Raw genomic sequence first — 16,081 nt, 5'->3', positions numbered from 1 at the left:
CACTTTCACGTGAAAGTGATCCGGAGCGCGCACTCCGGGTCACTTTCACGTGAAAGTGCGGGGTTCTGTCAGCGGAGCAGGCCTTCGCGGATGGCGACCCGCACGAAGCCCGCGCGGCGTCGTTCGCCGGTCTTGTCGCGGATGCGGTCCAGGTAGGACCGGACCGTCCGGACGCTGATGTTGAGGATCTCCGCGACGTCGACGTCCCGCTCCCCGGCCGCCACCAGCCGGAGCACCTGCTTTTCGCGTTCCGACAGCACGATCTTCGGGCCCGCGTGCCGGTCTTCGCTGTCCTGGATGATCATCCCGGCCAGCGTCGGCGACACGTACGCGTTGTCGTCGGCGATGGTGCGGATCGCGCGCAGCAGCTCGTCGCCGTCGACGTCCTTGGACAGGAAGCCCTTCGCGCCCGCCTGCATCGCGCCGAGCACCTCCGGCTGTTCCGCGTGCGCGGACACCACCAGCACCTTGTGCCCCATCTGTCCCACTTCCAGGACCGCGGCCGCGTCCTGGACGCCCCTCAGCTTCAGGTCCAGGACGACGACGCTGCCCGCCGGCTGGTCCTGGACCGCGAACCGGGCCACCGAGTCGGCGACCGCGCCGAGCTCGATGTCCGCGGCCTCGGTGAGCACGCGGGTCAGCGCGTACCGGTAGAGCGGGTGGTCCTCGATCACGCCCACGTGGATCCGCCGCGGGGGCGGGGCCGGGGTCTCTTCCTCGTCGCTCATTTGCGGCCGCCGCGCCGGGGGCCCGCGCCGCCGATCAGGCCGCGCCGGATGGCTTCCTTCACCAGGCCCGGCCGCCGCCGCTCCCCCGTCTTGTCGCGGATGCGGTCGAGGTAGCCCCGCACGGTCCGGACGCCGATGCCGAGGATCAGCGCGATGTCGACGTCCCGCTCCCCCGCCGCCACCAGCCGCAGCACCTGTTCCTCGCGCGGCGACAGCTCGACGTCCGCCGAGACGGCCGGGCGGTCCGCGTTGTCCTTCATGATCATCCCCGCGACCACCGCCGAGACGTACGCGCCGCCGCCGGCGACCGTCTTGATCGCGATCAGCAGCTCGTCGGCGTCGACGTCCTTGGACAGGAAGCCGCGCGCCCCCGCCGCGATCGCGCCCAGCACGACTTCCGGCTCCGCCTGGGCGGAAACCACGAGCACGTGGTGCCCGAGCTCGCACACCTCCAGCACCGCCGCGGCGCCCGCCACGCCGGGCAGCCCGAGGTCGAGCAGGACGACGCTGCCCGGTGGCTGCCGGTGCACGTGGAACCGCGCCACCGAGTCGACCACCGCGCCGAGCTCGACGAAGTCGGCCTCGGCCAGCACGCGCTCGACGGAGACGCGGTACAGCGGATGGTCCTCGATGACCGCGACGCGGACCCGCCCATGGTCCACGTCGCCGGTCGAACGCTCTTCTGTCATTTGCACGACTTTCACCCCGTTCCACCCGACGGAGCCGGCCGCCCGGCCGTGGCCGGGTCCAGCGCGGGGCCCGTCGGCACCAATGCCAGCAAACTACCTGCGACCGGTGACTTCGCCACTCCTCCGTAACCGAGCGAGGACAGCGCCTGCGCGCTCACCACCGGGTACTTCCGGCCCGTGTCGGTCACCAGGTAGGTGGTGGCCGAGCCGGCTTCGACGACGACGGCTCCCCCCGACGGAGGTACGAACACCTCGTCCGCCACCCTTGCTTCGGTCCGGGTGGCGACCTGGATTGCCTTGGCACCAGGGGAAAGCGGGAATTCGGCCGAAACGAGCAACCGGCTGCCCTGAACGCACAGGGAAACCGAGCCGCCGGTGATCGGCGCCTTGCCGGGGATGCGGTCGGGGTAGGCCGCCGGGTCGGCGCCGCCGGCGCGGGGCGCGGCGACCTTGGCCACCGCGGCGACGTCGGCCGCGCGGACCTCCACCGGCGCCGGCGGTCCGGTGTAGGCGGCGGCGTTGGCCTCCGTCGTCACCAGGAGGCTCGCTTCGGTCTGCCCGACCGGCTCGAGACCGTCGCGGCGGACGAGGTAGTACGAAGTCGCGGCGCCGGGCGCGGCCATCGCGTCGACGACGGCGAGCACCTCGCCGACGCGGGTCTCGCGGCCGCCCAGCGCGGGGCCCCGGTCACCGGCCCCGTCGACCGGCAGCGCGGCGAGGTCGCGCCCGGCCGGGACGGTGTCGATCCACCGCGAGGACACCGCGATCGTCGGGTAACTGTCGAACTGCAGCGCGGTCGCGGCTTCGTCGCTGAGCTTGTAGCGCCGCCCGCCGGCGAGGAGGAAGCGGTCGCCTTGCGGCAGCCGGACGATCACGCCCTGGTCGCGCGGCAGTTCGACGCCGGACGCGGGCGGGGCCAGCAGGACGGCGGTGCGCGGTTCTTCCGACGCGGGCGCGTCCTGGCTGGTGCGGCTGCAGCTCGTCCAGGCGGCGTTCACGAGGGCGCCGGCCGCGGGCAGCGAGTCGGGCGCGCCCGGGATGCCGATCTGGGTGCCGCGGCCCGCCTTGCCGAGGTTCTCCGGCGACACGCTCACGGTCGCCTCACCGGTGCCGCCGGCCAGCAGCCGCGCGGACGCGTAGTTGAGCACCGGGTGCAGCACGCCGTCGGCGCCGAGGACGAACCGCGCACCGGTGCCCTCTTCGACGATCACCTTGCCGCCGGCGAGCCAGTCCTTGCCGCCCGAGGGGTTCAGCAGGCCGATGATCCCGAAGACGGCGGTGACGAGCAGCGCGGCCACGAGCCCCAGCACGGTGGCGAGCACGAGCCGGCGGCTGGGCGAGACGGGGTGGTTGGCGTCGGCGGCGACGAGCGCGGAAACGAGCCTGCGGCGGAGGAACTGGTACGCCTGGATCTGGTCCCGCTGCGTCCACACGCTGTTGTGCCCCCGCTGTGCGTCGTCCCTCCGAGAGGCCGATGCTAAGCACCCTCCCGCGCGGCGGCGAGGGTAATTTTTACGCCCACGCGACATCTGGGGAGGCAGTAGCGTCGGGTTCCGGGGAAAGGGGAGCCCGTGTCCGTCGAAACCGCCGGCGCCGTCCGCCCGGCACCGTCCCGGCCCGCCTCCGCCGCGCTGCCCTGGCTGCTGCCGATCCGGCCGCTGCAGGCCGCGGTGTGGGAGCTCGCGGCCATCGCCGTCCTGCTCGCCTGGCTGGTCGACGGCGTCACGCAGCCGGTGCGGATCGTCGTCAGCGTGGTCGCCGGGCTCGTCGTGCTGCTGACGTCGGTGCGGTTCGCCGGCCGGCACCCGGCGGGCTGGGCCCTGACGTGGACGGCGTTCCGGCTCCGGCGCCACGACACCCGCCGCGACAGCCCGGACCCGCTGCTGTCGGTGGCCGGGCCGGTGAAGGTCCGCCAGCACGTCGACCGCGCGGGCAACCGCTTCGGCGTCGCGGAGATCGACGGCAGCTGGAGCGCGCTGGTGCGGCTGACGCCGGGCACGGGAGCGCCGGGCGCGCTGGCCGACGTCCTGCGCGAGGCGTACCGGCGCACGGACGTCCCGCTGGCTTCGGCGCAGCTGCTGACGTGGGCCATCCCGCGTGGCGAGCAGGTGCTGCGCGTCCGCTGGCTGGCGGTCCGCTACCGCCCGGACCAGGCCCCGATCGCGGCACTGGCCCGCGGCGGCGGCGACCTCGGCGCGCTGCGGAGCACGGCGTCGGCGGCGCTGAGCCTGATGGGCGCGCTGGCCGAGGCGGGGTACCAGAGCACGGTGCTGGAGGCCGGGGAGCTGGCGAAGGAGCTGCGGGTGGCGCTGGGCGTCCAGGGCCCCGCGTCCGGCGCACCCGAGAGCTGGAAGGCGTGGACGTGGGGTGGCGGCGCACCGCAGATGTGCTTCGCGCCCCGGTCCGCCCGGATGCAGGACTTCGCGGTCCCGGGCGCGGCGTTCACGGCGACGTCGTACACGCTGACCCGGACCGCTGGTGGGCGTGAGAAGGCGGAAGTGACGATCCGGGTGGGGGCGCGGCCGGGTGCGCCGGTCCCGGTCCCGCCCGCGGCAGTCCCGTTGCACGGCCGGCACGGTGCCGGGGTTCGCCGGACACTGCCGCTCGCACTGGACAGCTGAAAGTTCAGCGCTCGCCCAGTAGCGCGGTCTGGAGGCGGACCACGAAGTCGTCTGCCTCTGCCCGCTTCACGGGATCCGCCAGCCAGCTGCACAGCATCGCTCGACGGAGAACGTGTTGCGGCACTGCCAGGCTGTCCGCCGCAAACGGAATCCACTTGTTGTGCGGCAAGAAGCGGATCTGATCGAATACCATCTCCACTTCCGCCTGGCTTTTTCCCAACAAAGTACTCAATTCATCGACTCGATCGACACAAGCGGACAGCAGCTCCGACTCGGGCCCCGCCAAGCCTGGCAGACACAGGGTCCGGCCATCCGACGAGGTCGTTTTTCCCTGCTGGTCGGCGTCCAGCACTGCGGCAATACCCACTCGCCTGATCTTGGACAAGTCCTTGACGATCCGCGCTGCGGCGGTCGCACCGCCAACGGCGACGATCTCGCTCGTGGCGATGAGACCAGGAGCGAGAATTGCCAGCAATGCGTCGATAAAACCTGCGGCTTCGTCGTCCTCCACGAACACGATGCCGCGCAACTCAGGGCGTTCGTTGCGGTAGAGCGCGACCTGGTCGTCACGCTCGGGCTTCACCACCCGGATACCGGAAGCCGTCAGCGTCAGGACGCGAATCAGCTCAGGTGGGACCCTGGCGAGAATATCGCGTGAATTGGTAGCCAGCACGGCCTGCACGTCATTGGCAAGCGCCAACCGAGCCAGTTCGGCGACCAACGGCCCCTGTCCACGCGCAGCCAGGCCACGTTCCGGCTCGTCGATGAGCAAGACGTCGTCGGAACACGGAGAACGGAAGGCCCCCAGACAATGATGCACCCACAACTCGGCATAGCTCATCGTCTTATTTTGCACAGCGCGGCCTCCACGCGAAGCTTCGACCACAAACATATGCTCCGCACAGGCGGGACTCGACCGCAACTTCTCCAATGGTATAGGCGACCGATCACACCAAGTCGTATCCCACATTCGATGATCGGTGTAATCCAGACCAAGGATGCGAACGATCCCCTCACGATCCCTTGCCGTCGTCTTCATTTCGACCGAATCGAAGTTATAAAGATCCTCTCGGTGGCGAATTGCATCGCCAGACCGGATCCAAATGTTGTGCATTCGCAGCATGGACTCCGGCCGCAGAATGTGCGCGAACGGAGCGATCTCGACCTGAGGATCCCATCTCGTGCCGACTTCCTCCGTGAACGAAGCTGCTCTCACGATCGGCACGCCGTCCGACGTGGCACGCAGAACGAACCTACCGGGTTGCTCGGTAACGACGGGTGGGGAATCATCACTCGACCAGTAGTTGCAGGTCAGCTCTTCCAGCAACCTGAGCAGGAAGGATTTGCCCGTTCCGTGCAGTCCGCAGAGGACCGTGAACGCACCGAATTCGATCTCCTGATCAGCGAATACCGACGATCCTGTCACCGTCAAGGAGTCGACGCGGCGACTGACCTTCGCGTCGGCAAGCCGCCGCCACACTTTCTGCTCATCGGAAACCACCGGTGCAACTCTGCACCGCGGCAAACCGGAGAGCAAACCGTTTCGTACTCAGCCTCGGACGGCCTCGTAAACCCCCGCGATCATGCCCACGAACGGGACCAGCGACAGCAGCACCAGGAACTCGGACACGTCCAGCAGCCGCGACCAGTACGGCGAACGCAGCCCCCGCGCCACCCGCGTCGCGTAGACCAGGCACACCACCGCGGCCAGCACGACCGCGCAGCCCGCCGCGAAAACCACCGTGCGGTTGCCCGACGCCACCAGCCACACACCGGCACACACCAGGCTCAGGATCCCGAAACCGACGAGCACCAGCCGCTGCGAACGACCGGCGTACGACCGGGACCGCAGGATCCACGCCACGCCCAGCACCGCCGCCAGGCCGGCTTCCCACGGGCCGTGCGAAGACAGCACGATGGAAGAAGCCAGCACCACCAAGCCGAGTGCGATGAGCAGGCCCGTCAGCACCGCTTGGGCGCGGGACGTCCGGCCGATCATCTCCGTGCCGAGCGACGGCTGTTCGTCCGCGCGGAACGCCTCCATGTCGTCCGGGACGCGGGGCAGCGGCAGCCGCGCCAGGCGCAGGGACAGCATCGGGGCCACCGCTGCCAGCGCCGTGCACAGCACCGCTGCCACCGAAGCCGCCGAAGCGGGTGAGACGCCGGCCAGCAGGACCACGCCCGTCGTCACCGCGCCGACGCCCGCCGCGCCGGTGATCGCCACGAACCACGGGAGGCGGTCGGCCACCGAGACCGCCGCCAGGACGCCGTATACCGTCACCGCCGCCAAGCCCGCTGCCAGCGGGCCCGCCGACAGCGAGAACAGCGGGTGCGGCGGCAGCACCGACATCCCCGCCAGCAACGCGACCCCGACGCCCGCGACCGCGCCCGCGGCACCGGCCTCGGCGTCGCCGTAAGCGCGGCTGAGCGCGCCGCCGCCGAGCAGCAGGACCAACGCCAGCAGCCCGGTGCCGACGGGCGCCAGGACGCTGCCGGACGCCGCCGACTGCACCAGGAGACCGCCCGCCAGCAGCAGCACCACCGCGGCCACCAGACCGGACCGGCGGGCCACCGACGGGCTCCAGCCGCCGGAGGTGTCGGCGACGCTCGCGATCGAATCGACGACGTCGTCGAACAGCAGCGGACCCCGCGGGCGTTCCCGCGGGGTCAGGTGGAGCACTTCGCCGTCCCGGATCTGGGCGGCCGCGACGCTCAAGCCGAGGGCCAGTGGTGCCCCGCCGAGCCGGGAGAGCACCCAGCCGGGGTGCTCCGCCGACGCCTGCCCGGCCGCCCCGGCCAGGCGGACCAGCTGGGGCACCAGCTCGGCGAACGTCGACTGCTGCGGCAGCGCGACGTCCACGCGGGCCCTCGGCGTGACCACCGTGACCCGGCGGGTCGTGCCCGTGAGCGACGCCGTCATCAGATGTCTTTCGCGGCCGAGATCACCGGGGCGAACTTGGCGTTCGACGCCTCGGCGAGCTTCTGCAGCCCGGCGTTCACCGCCTCGAGGACGATCTCCGAGAGGTTGCGGGCGTCGTACTCGCGGATCGCGCGGGGGTCGATGTCGATCGAGGTGAACCGGCCGTCGCCGCGGAGGGTGACGGTGACCTCGTTCTGGCGCGAGTGCGCCTTGACCTCCATCGCCTCGACCGTGCGCTGGATCCGCTGGACCTCTTCGGTCTGCTTGCGCACCTGCGCGAGCAGCTCGTCCATGTCCGGCACCGCGTACGGATCGGTCACTGTGCTTTCCCTTCGTGCTGGCGGACGCGGACGCTGCCCACGAACCGCTGGAAACCGGGTGAGAGCCGCCGCGCGGTAGCGGGCGCGGCCGTGCAGGCGAGCTCGAGCACCAGCCGGTCCGCCGGCACCGCGCCGGGAACCGTCAGGTGCACCTGGGTCTGGATCAGCTCGTCGCCTTCGCCGGTGCGCAGGCGCAGCAGCTGCATGACGCCGGGCGCGGCCGGGTCGCCGACGTCGCGCCGGCTCAGCACTTCGAGCCCGGCCAGCGTGCGGGAAAGCCGTTCGACGGCTTCGGCGGCGATGGCGTCGATCGACGCGTCGTCCGGCCGCTGCTGCACGCTGACCGTGATGTTCGGCGTGAACTCCTCGCCCGGCACCGGGTGCACGGCGACGAAGACCGCGCCCGAGCCGCCCGGGTCGACGGCGGTCCAGCCGTCCGGGATGACGAAGTCGAGGGGAAGCGTCATCACAGCCCCACGTACGAAACGGCGTCGTCCCAAGCGGAGCCGACCGCGTTGGCGGCGTCGTTGGCGGCGGTCCCGACGTAGTCAGCGGCCGCGCCGCCGTACTCGGTGATCGTGTGGCCGAGCTTCGGCAGGTCGATGTCGATCTTCGCGCCGACACCGAGCCCGAGGCCGAGCGCCGCGCCCGCCTTGAAGTTCACCTTGATGTGCCCGGCGTCGTAAACGGCCTGGGCGTCGAGCTGCGCGCCGAGGCCGTACTGCAGCGTGCCGTTCGCGCCGACGCCGACACCGGCGACGTCCGCGGCGACCTCGCCCTCGACCTTCCCGCCCACGAAGGCGTTCGCGTGCGCGCCGACGCCGTGCGCGCCGATCGTGCCGGACGCGCTGACCTCGCCGCCGGCGAACACCGTGCCCTTGGCGTGGGCTTCGGCGACGCCCCACTCCTTCTTGGCCTCGGCCTCGCCGTGCACCGCCGCGAGTTCCGCGTGCCCGGACGCGCCGACGTCCCAGCCCTTCGACGTGACCTTCCCGTCGTACTCCGGGGAAAACCCGTCCTGCTCGTGCTGGAACTTGTAGTAGGTGATCTCGGTGTTGCGGCCGATCTTGTTCTTGAGGCCCTCGGCTTCCGGCTGCCCGAACGGCGTGTCCGCCTTCTTCGGCGCGCGGCTGCCTTCGAGGCCGTCCCAGGTGAGCTTCTTCCAGCCCGAGTTGCCGAACCACGACGGCACGGTCCGCGGCCGCTTCCGGCCGTCGAGCGGTTCGCCGTTGAGCCAGTGCAGCGGGCCGCGCGCCCACTTGCCCAGCTCGTGCTCCAGCCGTCCGACGCCTTCGGGCGGGAACAGCCCGGCGAGCGCGTCGGAGAACTCGTCGACGACCTGGCGGGCGGCCTGCACGCTCTGTTCGCCGAGCTGCCGGGCGGCCTGGATGAACGCGCCGACCGAGCCGGAGTTCACCGCGCGCGCCTGGGCGGTCAGCTGCTGGGCGTACTGGTCGAACTGCGCGAGCACCGAGTCCACGGCGGCTTTCGCCGACTGGACGAGCTGCGACGCGGTGGCAAGCCGTTTCGCCTGGTCGTCCAGTTTCGTGGCGGCGTCGGTGAGTTCTTCGCCGAGTTTTCCCGCCGCCGTCGCGAACGCGGTGTAGGCGTCGCCGTCCCAGTCCGCGTGCAGCGTCTTCGCGGACTCGTCGACTTCGCGGGCCTTGCCCGAGACCGTCGAAGCCTGGGTGGCGACCCGCTGCGACGCGGCGCTCAGCGCCCCAGGATCACCGGTGACGCGCCTCTGGCACTCGACGAGCACGCGCCGGTACCCGGACAGCACGGAGCTGACCACCCCCGACGCGTCGACGACCCCCGAGGACCACATGGGCTAGTTCCCGGCCGCGTCGTAGCCGACGTGCTGGCTGAAGTGCTTGCCGTTGTAGTCCAGGTCGATGTCGAGGTCGAAGTCCTGGCCGCCCGGAGCCTCCACAGTGGACTCCCCGGTGGTGAGGTTGGTGTGGATGACGACCTCGTCGGCGCTGTGCACCGGCGCCGCCGGCTGCGTCACCGGCGCGGGCTGCGTGACCGGCGACGGCTGGACCGGCACGGTCGCGCCGTGCTGCGCCGGGTCGACGGCGATCCAGCTGTTCGCCGGGTTCAGCGGGGTGCCGTTGCCGGTCACCGCCGCGCCGCCACTGGAACCGCCGCCGGTGGCGAGTGCGGGCGGGGTGTAGTCAGTGAACGAGGGCTGCTGCGGGATCCCCCCGCCGCTCCCGCCCGCCACCGCCTGCTGCCCGGCCGAGCTTGCCACCGGCGGCGGGGACTGGGGCGCCGTCACGGGGGTGTTCCCGATCGACGGCGTCGTCGCGCCCGCACTGCCGGAGTCGTGGTGGAAGAGCTTCTCGATCTCGCCGATGACCTGCGCGAGCGTGGTGATCTGCTGCGCGAGGTCGACCGCGCCGAGGGCCTTGAGCAGCGCGCCGATCGCGGTGATGAACGCCCGCAGCGACGCGCTCGTCGCGGTCGACAAAGCGACCGCCGCGCCGTAGGTCCACGGGTTCGACATCAGCGAGGCGACCGTCGGGTTCACCGCGGCCACGACCGAGCGGTACGCCTGCTGCGCCGTCTTGACCAGCGTGCCGGACACGCCGAGCAGCTCGGCGCCCTTCTGCACGACGTTGATGATCGTCTCGAGCTGCTTCAAGGAGTCGGAGATCTTCTTCAGCGCCGACTCGCTCGCCGCGCCGGACCAGATCTTGCCGAGCTGGTCGGCGGCCTTGGTGAGCTCGGAGTACATGCTCAGGAACTGCTCGGCCTTCTTGACCAGGTCGACCACGTGCTTGGCGATCTGCTCCGGCTGGCCGGTGACGATCTGCGGCAGGATGGTGATCGGCCCGCCCGAAGACGCGGTCGCGTCCATCGCGCTGGAGTTCGGGAAAGTCAGCATCGGACCTCACAGAGTCTCGGGGTGCGGAGGGTCAGACGACGGAGGCGGGCCGGTACACGCTGACCCTCGCCAGCCCGCTGATCCGGGCGTCGAGGAGCCCGTGGTTGTACAGGCGGCCGCCGTCGCCGGCGACGCCGATGACCGGCTGGCGGTCGGAGAACAGCAGTGGTTCGACCACCACGACGTCCCCGCTGTGCACGCCGCCGGGAACGTCGGAGAAGGTGCGGGCCGTGCCCGCGTAGACCTCGATCAGCCCGACCCGCGCCTGGTTGTCGGCGTCGCCGGCGAGCCAGTCGTTGAAGTCGGCGACCCCGTGGAACCGGGCGTCGGTGATCGGGTGGTCACCGAGCCCGCCGAGCCGCGCGTCCCCCAGGTAGCGCAGCACGTTCCCGACCGACGACGGCTCGCCGTGGGCACCCGCGCTGTCGTTGATGGCGAGGGTGGCGAGCTCCGACGCGTGCGAGTTGCCCCAGATCGACGAGGACGGCGCCGTGCTCCCGTCGTGCCCGCCGCCGTAGCCGGCCGCGGCGTCCTGGTCGGCCGCCTGGTAGGCGTCCGCGCTGGCCTTGACCAGCCCGTTGATCTGCTGCAGCAGCTGCAGGAGCGTCCGGACGGCGGTGATCTGGCTGGAGTGCAGGGCGGCGTTCGCGGCGGCGACGGCGCTGCCGAAGGTCGCGAACGACATCGGCTGCACGACCAGGCGTTCCAGATCGGCCACGGCGTTGATGCCGTGGGCCAGGATGCCCCCGACGTTGCCCACGGCGGAGCGCATCGCCTCGGGCTCAGCCCGGTACTCGCCGGCCATGGGTCTCCTTCCGGATGGCTTGTCCGGCTGAGCGTAAGTTCGTCCCCGGAAGCGGGCGGACGGCAAAAGTACCCACCGCGGCGTGGCGGTAAGTGGCCAAAATACCGGTCAGAGCCACCCCGATCCGCTGGAGCATTGCTACATGAGCCTCACGCCCGAGCGTCCTTCCGAGATCGTGCTGCAGTCGCCGCCGATGCTCCCGAAGAGCTCGTCCGGCGGGATGGTGCAGCTCATGATGTTCCTGCCGATGATGCTCGGCATGGGCGCGATGTCGTTCGTCTACATCGGACGTGACGGCGGGGTGATGACCTACATCTTCGGCGCGCTGTTCATCTGCGCCATGGGCGGCATGGTCGTGATGTCGCTCGGGCGCGGCGGGATGGCGAAGAAAGCGCAGATCAACGACGAGCGCCGCGACTACCAGCGCTACCTCTCCGGGCTGCGCGCCCAGGTCCGCGACATCGCCGACGGGCAGCGCGCGGCCATGGTCGCCGTCCAGCCCGACCCGGCCGACCTGTGGGCCTACGTCGAGTCCGGGAAGCTGTGGGACCGGCGGCCCACCGACTCGCAGTTCGCGCAGGTGCGCGCGGGCACCGGGCCGCAGCGGCTGGCGACGCCGTTGAAGGCCCCGCAGACCGTGCCGCTGGAAGACCTGGACCCGGTGTGCTCCACCAGCCTCAAGCACTTCATCCGCACCTACTCGACGGTGGACGGCCTTCCGGTGGCGTTGTCGCTGCGGTCCTTCGCCGCGGTGACCCTCGCCGGACGGCGCCCGGACGTGCTCGGCCTGACCCGGGCGCTGCTGTGCCAGCTCGTCGCGTTCCACTCCCCCGGTGACCTGCGCGTCGCGATCTGCGTGTCCCCGGACCGGCAGCACGACTGGGAATGGGCGAAGTGGCTGCCGCACGCGACGGCGGCCGGCGCGACCGACGCCGTCGGCTCCCGGCGCCTGGCCGCGGACTCGGCGGCGGGACTGGCGGAGCTGCTCGGCGCGGACCTCGGCGAGCGCCCCGCGTTCAGCCGCCGCGCGGCGAGCCAGCTCGACCTGCCGCACCTCGTCGTGGTGGTCGACGGCGGCAACGCGCACGGCGAACCGCGGCTGATCGGCGAAGACGGCCGGCTCGGCGTCACCGTGCTCGAAGTCGGGCAGGAGCACCCGCGGACGTACTCGACCGAGCGGCTGCTGAGCCTGCACACCACGCCCGACTCGCTCGGCATGGTCGTCGGCGACGCCACCGAGCAGCGGCTCGGCTTCCTCGGCCGCCCTGACATCCTCGACCGCGGCGCCGCCGAAGCGCTGGCCCGGATGCTGACGCCGTTGCACACCCCGGCCGCGGTCGTCGGCGAGAAGCCGATGTCGTCGACCTTCGGGCTGTCGGGCCTGCTCGGCATCGGCGACCCGCGCGACACCGACACGGCGGTGACGTGGGCACCGCGCGCGGCCCGCGACCGGCTGCGGATCCCGCTGGGCGTCAACCCGGACGGCCGCCCGGTGGAGCTGGACCTCAAGGAGTCGGCCGAGGGCGGGATGGGCCCGCACGGCCTGGTCATCGGCGCGACCGGGTCGGGCAAGAGCGAGCTGCTGCGGACGCTGGTGACGGCGCTGGCGGTGATGCACTCGTCGGAGACGCTGAACCTGGCGCTGATCGACTTCAAGGGCGGTGCGACCTTCGCCGGGATGACCGGCCTGCCGCACACCTGCGCGGTCATCACCAACCTGTCCGACGACCTCGCGCTGGTCGACCGCATGGCCGACGCGCTGAACGGCGAGCTGCTGCGGCGTCAGGAACTGCTGCACGCGGCCGGGAACTACGCGTCCGTGCGGGACTACGAGAAGGCGCGCGCGGACGGCGTCCCGCTGGACCCGCTGCCGTCGCTGCTGGTCATCATCGACGAGTTCAGCGAATTGCTCTCCGCCCGGCCGGAGTTCATCGACCTGTTCGTCGCGATCGGCCGGCTCGGGCGCTCGCTCGGCATTCACCTGCTGCTGGCTTCGCAGCGGCTGGAGGAGGGCCGGCTGCGCGGGCTCGATTCCCACCTGTCGTACCGGGTCGGGCTGCGGACGTTCTCCGCCGCGGAAAGCCGCGCGGTGCTGGGCGTCGCCGACGCCTACCACCTGCCGCCGGTGCCGGGGTCGGCGTACCTGAAGGCCGACACCGACACGCTGATCCGGCTCAAGGCCGCGTACGTCTCCGGGGAGCTGCCGCCGCGCAGCACGGTCGTGCGCGAAGACGGCCAGGAGCTCGGCGTGCTGCCGTTTTCGCTGGCCCCGGTGGAGATCCCGGTGACGACCGAGATCGAGGACGCGCCGAAGGCCGACGGCACCGGCGAGACGATCATCCACGCGATGCTGTCCCGGCTGGAGGGCCGCGGGCCGTCCGCGCACCAGATCTGGCTGCCGCCGCTGAACGAGCCGCCGACGCTGGACCAGCTGCTGCCGCCGCTGGGCGAGGACGCCGCGCGCGGCCTGTGCCCGCTGGGCTGGGGCGGCAACGGGAAGCTCACGATCCCGGTCGCGCTGGTGGACAAGCCGTTCGAGCAGCGCCGCGACATGATGTGGGCCGACTTCTCCGGTGCGGGCGGGCACGCGCTGATCGTCGGTGCCCCGCAGACCGGCAAGTCGACGCTGATGAAGGACATCGCGGGCGTGCTCGCGCTGACCCACACCCCCGCCGAGGTCCAGTTCTTCGTCCTCGACATGGGTGGCGGCGCGCTCGCCCCGATCGCCGGGCTGCCGCACACCTCCGGCTACGCCACCCGCCGCGACGCGCAGCGCTGCCGCCGGGTCGTCGCCGAGCTGACGACGTTGCTCGAACAACGCGAGGAGTTCTTCGCCGCCAACGGGATCGAGTCGATCACGACGTTCCGGCAGCGCCGCGCGGAGTTCACCGAGAGCACCGACGGCCGCGAGTTCGGCGACGTGTTCCTGTTCGTGGACAACTGGACCACGATCCGCCAGGAGTACGAGCAGCTGGAGGAGCAGATCACCGGGCTGGCCGCGCGCGGCCTCGGGTTCGGCATCCACGTGATCGTCTCGCTCAACCAGTGGATCGGCGTCCGCGCCCAGCTGCGCGACGCGATCGGCACGCGCTTCGAGCTGCGCCTCGGCGACCCGATGGACTCCTCCATCGACCGCAAGGTGGCGGTCAACGTCCCGGCCGACCGCCCGGGCCGCGGCATCACGGCGGAGAAGCTGCACTTCCTGGCGGCGCTCCCCCGCATCGACTCGGACCAGCGCCCGGAGACGATCGGCTCGGGCGGCGTCGACCTCACGCGCCGGATTTCCGAGGCGTGGAAGGGCCCGCGCGCCCCGCAGGTCCGGCTGTTGCCGCCGGAGGTCCCGCTGGACACGCTGCCGGCGGCCCCGTCCCGCCAGGTCACGCTGGGCATCGCGGAATCGACGTTGCGCCCGGTGTACCTGGACTTCGCGGCGGACCCGCACTTCGTGGCCTTCGGCGACGTGGAGTCGGGCAAGAGTTCGCTGCTGCGGGCGATCGCCCACGGCATCACGTCGGCCTACACCCCGGAGGAAGCGGCGATCATCGTCGCGGACTACCGGCGCGGGTTGCTCGGCGCGGTCCCGGAGCCGCACCTGCTGGGGTACGCGGGCGCGGAGGGCAAGCTGACGGACCTGATCGGCGAATGCGCGACGGCGATGCGCAACCGCCTGCCGGGCCCGTCGGTGACGCCGGAGCAGCTGCGCAACCGCTCGTGGTGGCGCGGACCGGAGCTGTTCGTGCTGGTGGACGACTACGAGCTGGTCGCCACGGTCGGGCGCAACCCGCTGCAGCCGCTGCTGGAGTTCCTGCCGCAGGCCCGCGACATCGGCCTGCACGTGATCATCGTCCGCGGCTCCGGCGGCGCCGGCCGGGCGCTGTTCGAGCCGGTGCTGCAGCGCCTGCGGGAACTGGGTTCGCCGGGCCTGATCATGTCGGGCACCAAGGACGAAGGCGCGCTGCTGGCCGACGTCAAGCCGTCACCGCAACCGCCCGGCCGCGGAACGCTGGTGTCACGCCGGCACGGGACGGGGCTGGTCCAGGTGGCGTGGACCAAGCCGGCGGAGAGCTGATTCACCGCGCGGGCGCGGTCATCTCCGTGGCGAAGCGGTAGTAGCAGACCGCGAGGTGCTTGCCCTTGTTCCAGCTGTCGGCGGTCGGCGTGACGACCTGGACGCGCACGTCCGGCAGCTGCCGGGCGTCGGCCTCGCAGCGGGCCAGGGAGCGCTGGTAGACGTCGAGGATGTCGGGCATCGGGCCTTCGCCGAGCGGAAGCACCTCGAACGCCTCACCGGTGTGCCCCTCGGTGCACGACCGCCGCAGGACGTCGGAGGCCCCGGACGCGGGCGGCGCCCAGAAGCAGTCCCCGGCGGCGAGGTCGAACCCGTGCACGGCCCCTTCGGGCAGCCCGCCCTGTGCGGCTCGCTGCTGCCACCAGGCGGTCCCGGTGCTGATCTTGTACCCGAGGAACCCCATCCACCCGGCGAAGGCGACCATCCCGCAGATCACGAGGACGAGGCCGCGCTGCCGCTGCTTCCGGATCCGCACCAGCGCGACGACGGCGAAGACCGGGGCGAGCAGGCCACCCATGAGCCCGGAGACGAGCGTGGCAACCGCGTACCGGCTGACGGGCTGACGGCGGAGTTCGCTCCGCATGAGCTCGTCGAAGAGCTCAGGATCGTGCTGTGGCGCTGCCATGGTTCCCCCTCGTGCCGGAGCACGAAGACTCTAACCACCCGGCCGGCGCCGGCCTCACCGCCCGGTCAGGCGGCGAGCACCTCCCGCGCAAGGGAGTCTTCGCCGCCATGAGCGTCGAGCCCTCCTCGGAGACTCGGAGTGGCTCACGCCGGACCGAGCTCCCAGCCGGCCAGCAGCAGCCGCCACCGTTCGTTGATCACCCCGTGCTCCGCGATCGGGTTCATCTCGGGGTCGAAGTACTCGAGGATGTCCCTGCTCTTGGTGAAGGGGATCCCGGCTTCCTCCTGCAGGGCCAGCAGGAACCGGCCGGGTGGGAGCTTTCCCCCCGCGCGCCTCTTCAGGTGTTCGAGGAGGTCGAGGAACGGAGTCCCCGCGACGACCATGGCACGTAGTTCGGACTCTTCACCCGGCACG

14 protein-coding genes are annotated in these 16,081 nt (G+C 71.6%); 2 read left to right on the top strand and 12 right to left on the bottom strand.

The features are described 5' to 3' along the window. Positions 1-68: 68 nt before the first annotated feature. From ACLJQM_RS43355 to eccB, 3 genes are read right to left on the bottom strand one after another with little or no spacing between them, the layout of a single operon-like run. Entirely contained in the window at positions 69-728 is a 660-nt protein-coding gene (locus ACLJQM_RS43355; RefSeq protein ID WP_247012463.1) for a response regulator transcription factor, read from the bottom strand. Continuing rightward, positions 725-1,417, bottom strand: a complete 693-nt coding sequence (locus ACLJQM_RS43350; protein ID WP_247012465.1) for a response regulator transcription factor — start codon at positions 1,415-1,417, stop codon at positions 725-727. The genes ACLJQM_RS43355 and ACLJQM_RS43350 overlap by 4 nt, the downstream gene beginning before the upstream one ends. Before the next feature lie 11 nt (positions 1,418-1,428). Then, positions 1,429-2,850 (bottom strand): type VII secretion protein EccB, encoded by a 1,422-nt coding sequence (eccB, locus tag ACLJQM_RS43345; RefSeq protein ID WP_410636103.1) that lies wholly within the window; start codon positions 2,848-2,850, stop codon positions 1,429-1,431. A 138-nt stretch (positions 2,851-2,988) separates the two neighbouring features. On the opposite strand from eccB, the gene ACLJQM_RS43340 reads away from it, so the two are divergent. Continuing rightward, entirely contained in the window at positions 2,989-4,038 is a 1,050-nt protein-coding gene (locus tag ACLJQM_RS43340) for a type VII secretion protein EccE (RefSeq protein ID WP_410636102.1), read from the top strand. A 4-nt stretch (positions 4,039-4,042) separates the two neighbouring features. On the opposite strand, the gene ACLJQM_RS43335 is transcribed toward ACLJQM_RS43340, so the two are convergent. From ACLJQM_RS43335 to ACLJQM_RS43305, 7 genes are read right to left on the bottom strand one after another with little or no spacing between them, the layout of a single operon-like run. Continuing rightward, positions 4,043-5,539, bottom strand: coding sequence for a hypothetical protein (locus ACLJQM_RS43335; protein ID WP_410636101.1), 1,497 nt, complete (start codon positions 5,537-5,539; stop codon positions 4,043-4,045). Positions 5,540-5,587: 48 nt separating this feature from the next. Beyond that, entirely contained in the window at positions 5,588-6,958 is a 1,371-nt protein-coding gene (gene eccD, locus ACLJQM_RS43330) for a type VII secretion integral membrane protein EccD (protein WP_410636100.1), read from the bottom strand. Then, positions 6,958-7,278 carry a YbaB/EbfC family nucleoid-associated protein gene (locus ACLJQM_RS43325; RefSeq protein WP_360766339.1) on the bottom strand — a complete coding sequence of 107 codons (321 nt, stop codon included), beginning with the start codon at positions 7,276-7,278 and terminating at the stop codon, positions 6,958-6,960. The genes eccD and ACLJQM_RS43325 overlap by 1 nt, the downstream gene beginning before the upstream one ends. Then, complete coding sequence (locus tag ACLJQM_RS43320) at positions 7,275-7,745, bottom strand: hypothetical protein (RefSeq protein ID WP_360766336.1); 471 nt, start codon at positions 7,743-7,745, stop codon at positions 7,275-7,277. The genes ACLJQM_RS43325 and ACLJQM_RS43320 overlap by 4 nt, the downstream gene beginning before the upstream one ends. Beyond that, positions 7,745-9,106, bottom strand: coding sequence for a WXG100 family type VII secretion target (locus ACLJQM_RS43315; protein WP_410636099.1), 1,362 nt, complete (start codon positions 9,104-9,106; stop codon positions 7,745-7,747). Before ACLJQM_RS43315 ends, ACLJQM_RS43320 begins: the two co-directional genes overlap by 1 nt. A 3-nt stretch (positions 9,107-9,109) precedes the next feature. After that, positions 9,110-10,168: a hypothetical protein gene (locus ACLJQM_RS43310; protein ID WP_410636098.1), complete on the bottom strand. Its 1,059-nt coding sequence runs from the start codon at positions 10,166-10,168 to the stop codon at positions 9,110-9,112. Positions 10,169-10,199: 31 nt separating this feature from the next. Next, positions 10,200-10,973, bottom strand: a complete 774-nt coding sequence (locus ACLJQM_RS43305; RefSeq protein ID WP_360766328.1) for a WXG100 family type VII secretion target — start codon at positions 10,971-10,973, stop codon at positions 10,200-10,202. Between the two features lie 142 nt (positions 10,974-11,115). On the opposite strand from ACLJQM_RS43305, the gene eccCa reads away from it, so the two are divergent. Continuing rightward, positions 11,116-15,042: a type VII secretion protein EccCa gene (gene eccCa / locus ACLJQM_RS43300; RefSeq protein ID WP_410636097.1), complete on the top strand. Its 3,927-nt coding sequence runs from the start codon at positions 11,116-11,118 to the stop codon at positions 15,040-15,042. A gap of 1 nt (position 15,043) precedes the next feature. On the opposite strand, the gene ACLJQM_RS43295 is transcribed toward eccCa, so the two are convergent. Both ACLJQM_RS43295 and ACLJQM_RS43290 read right to left on the bottom strand, forming a co-directional pair. Further along, on the bottom strand, positions 15,044-15,667 hold the full coding sequence (locus tag ACLJQM_RS43295) for a DUF4190 domain-containing protein (protein ID WP_360766322.1): 624 nt from the start codon (positions 15,665-15,667) through the stop codon (positions 15,044-15,046). Between the two features lie 143 nt (positions 15,668-15,810). Continuing rightward, positions 15,811-16,080 carry a hypothetical protein gene (locus ACLJQM_RS43290; protein ID WP_360766320.1) on the bottom strand — a complete coding sequence of 90 codons (270 nt, stop codon included), beginning with the start codon at positions 16,078-16,080 and terminating at the stop codon, positions 15,811-15,813. Between the last annotated feature and the right edge of the window lies 1 nt (position 16,081).

The sequence above is a fragment of the Amycolatopsis sp. cmx-4-83 genome (genome assembly GCF_046548815.1).
GTDB classification, from domain to species: Bacteria; Actinomycetota; Actinomycetes; order Mycobacteriales; family Pseudonocardiaceae; genus Amycolatopsis; species Amycolatopsis pretoriensis_A.
Note: the sequence above shows the minus strand (reverse complement) of the source record. Positions and strands in the feature narration are given on the sequence as shown.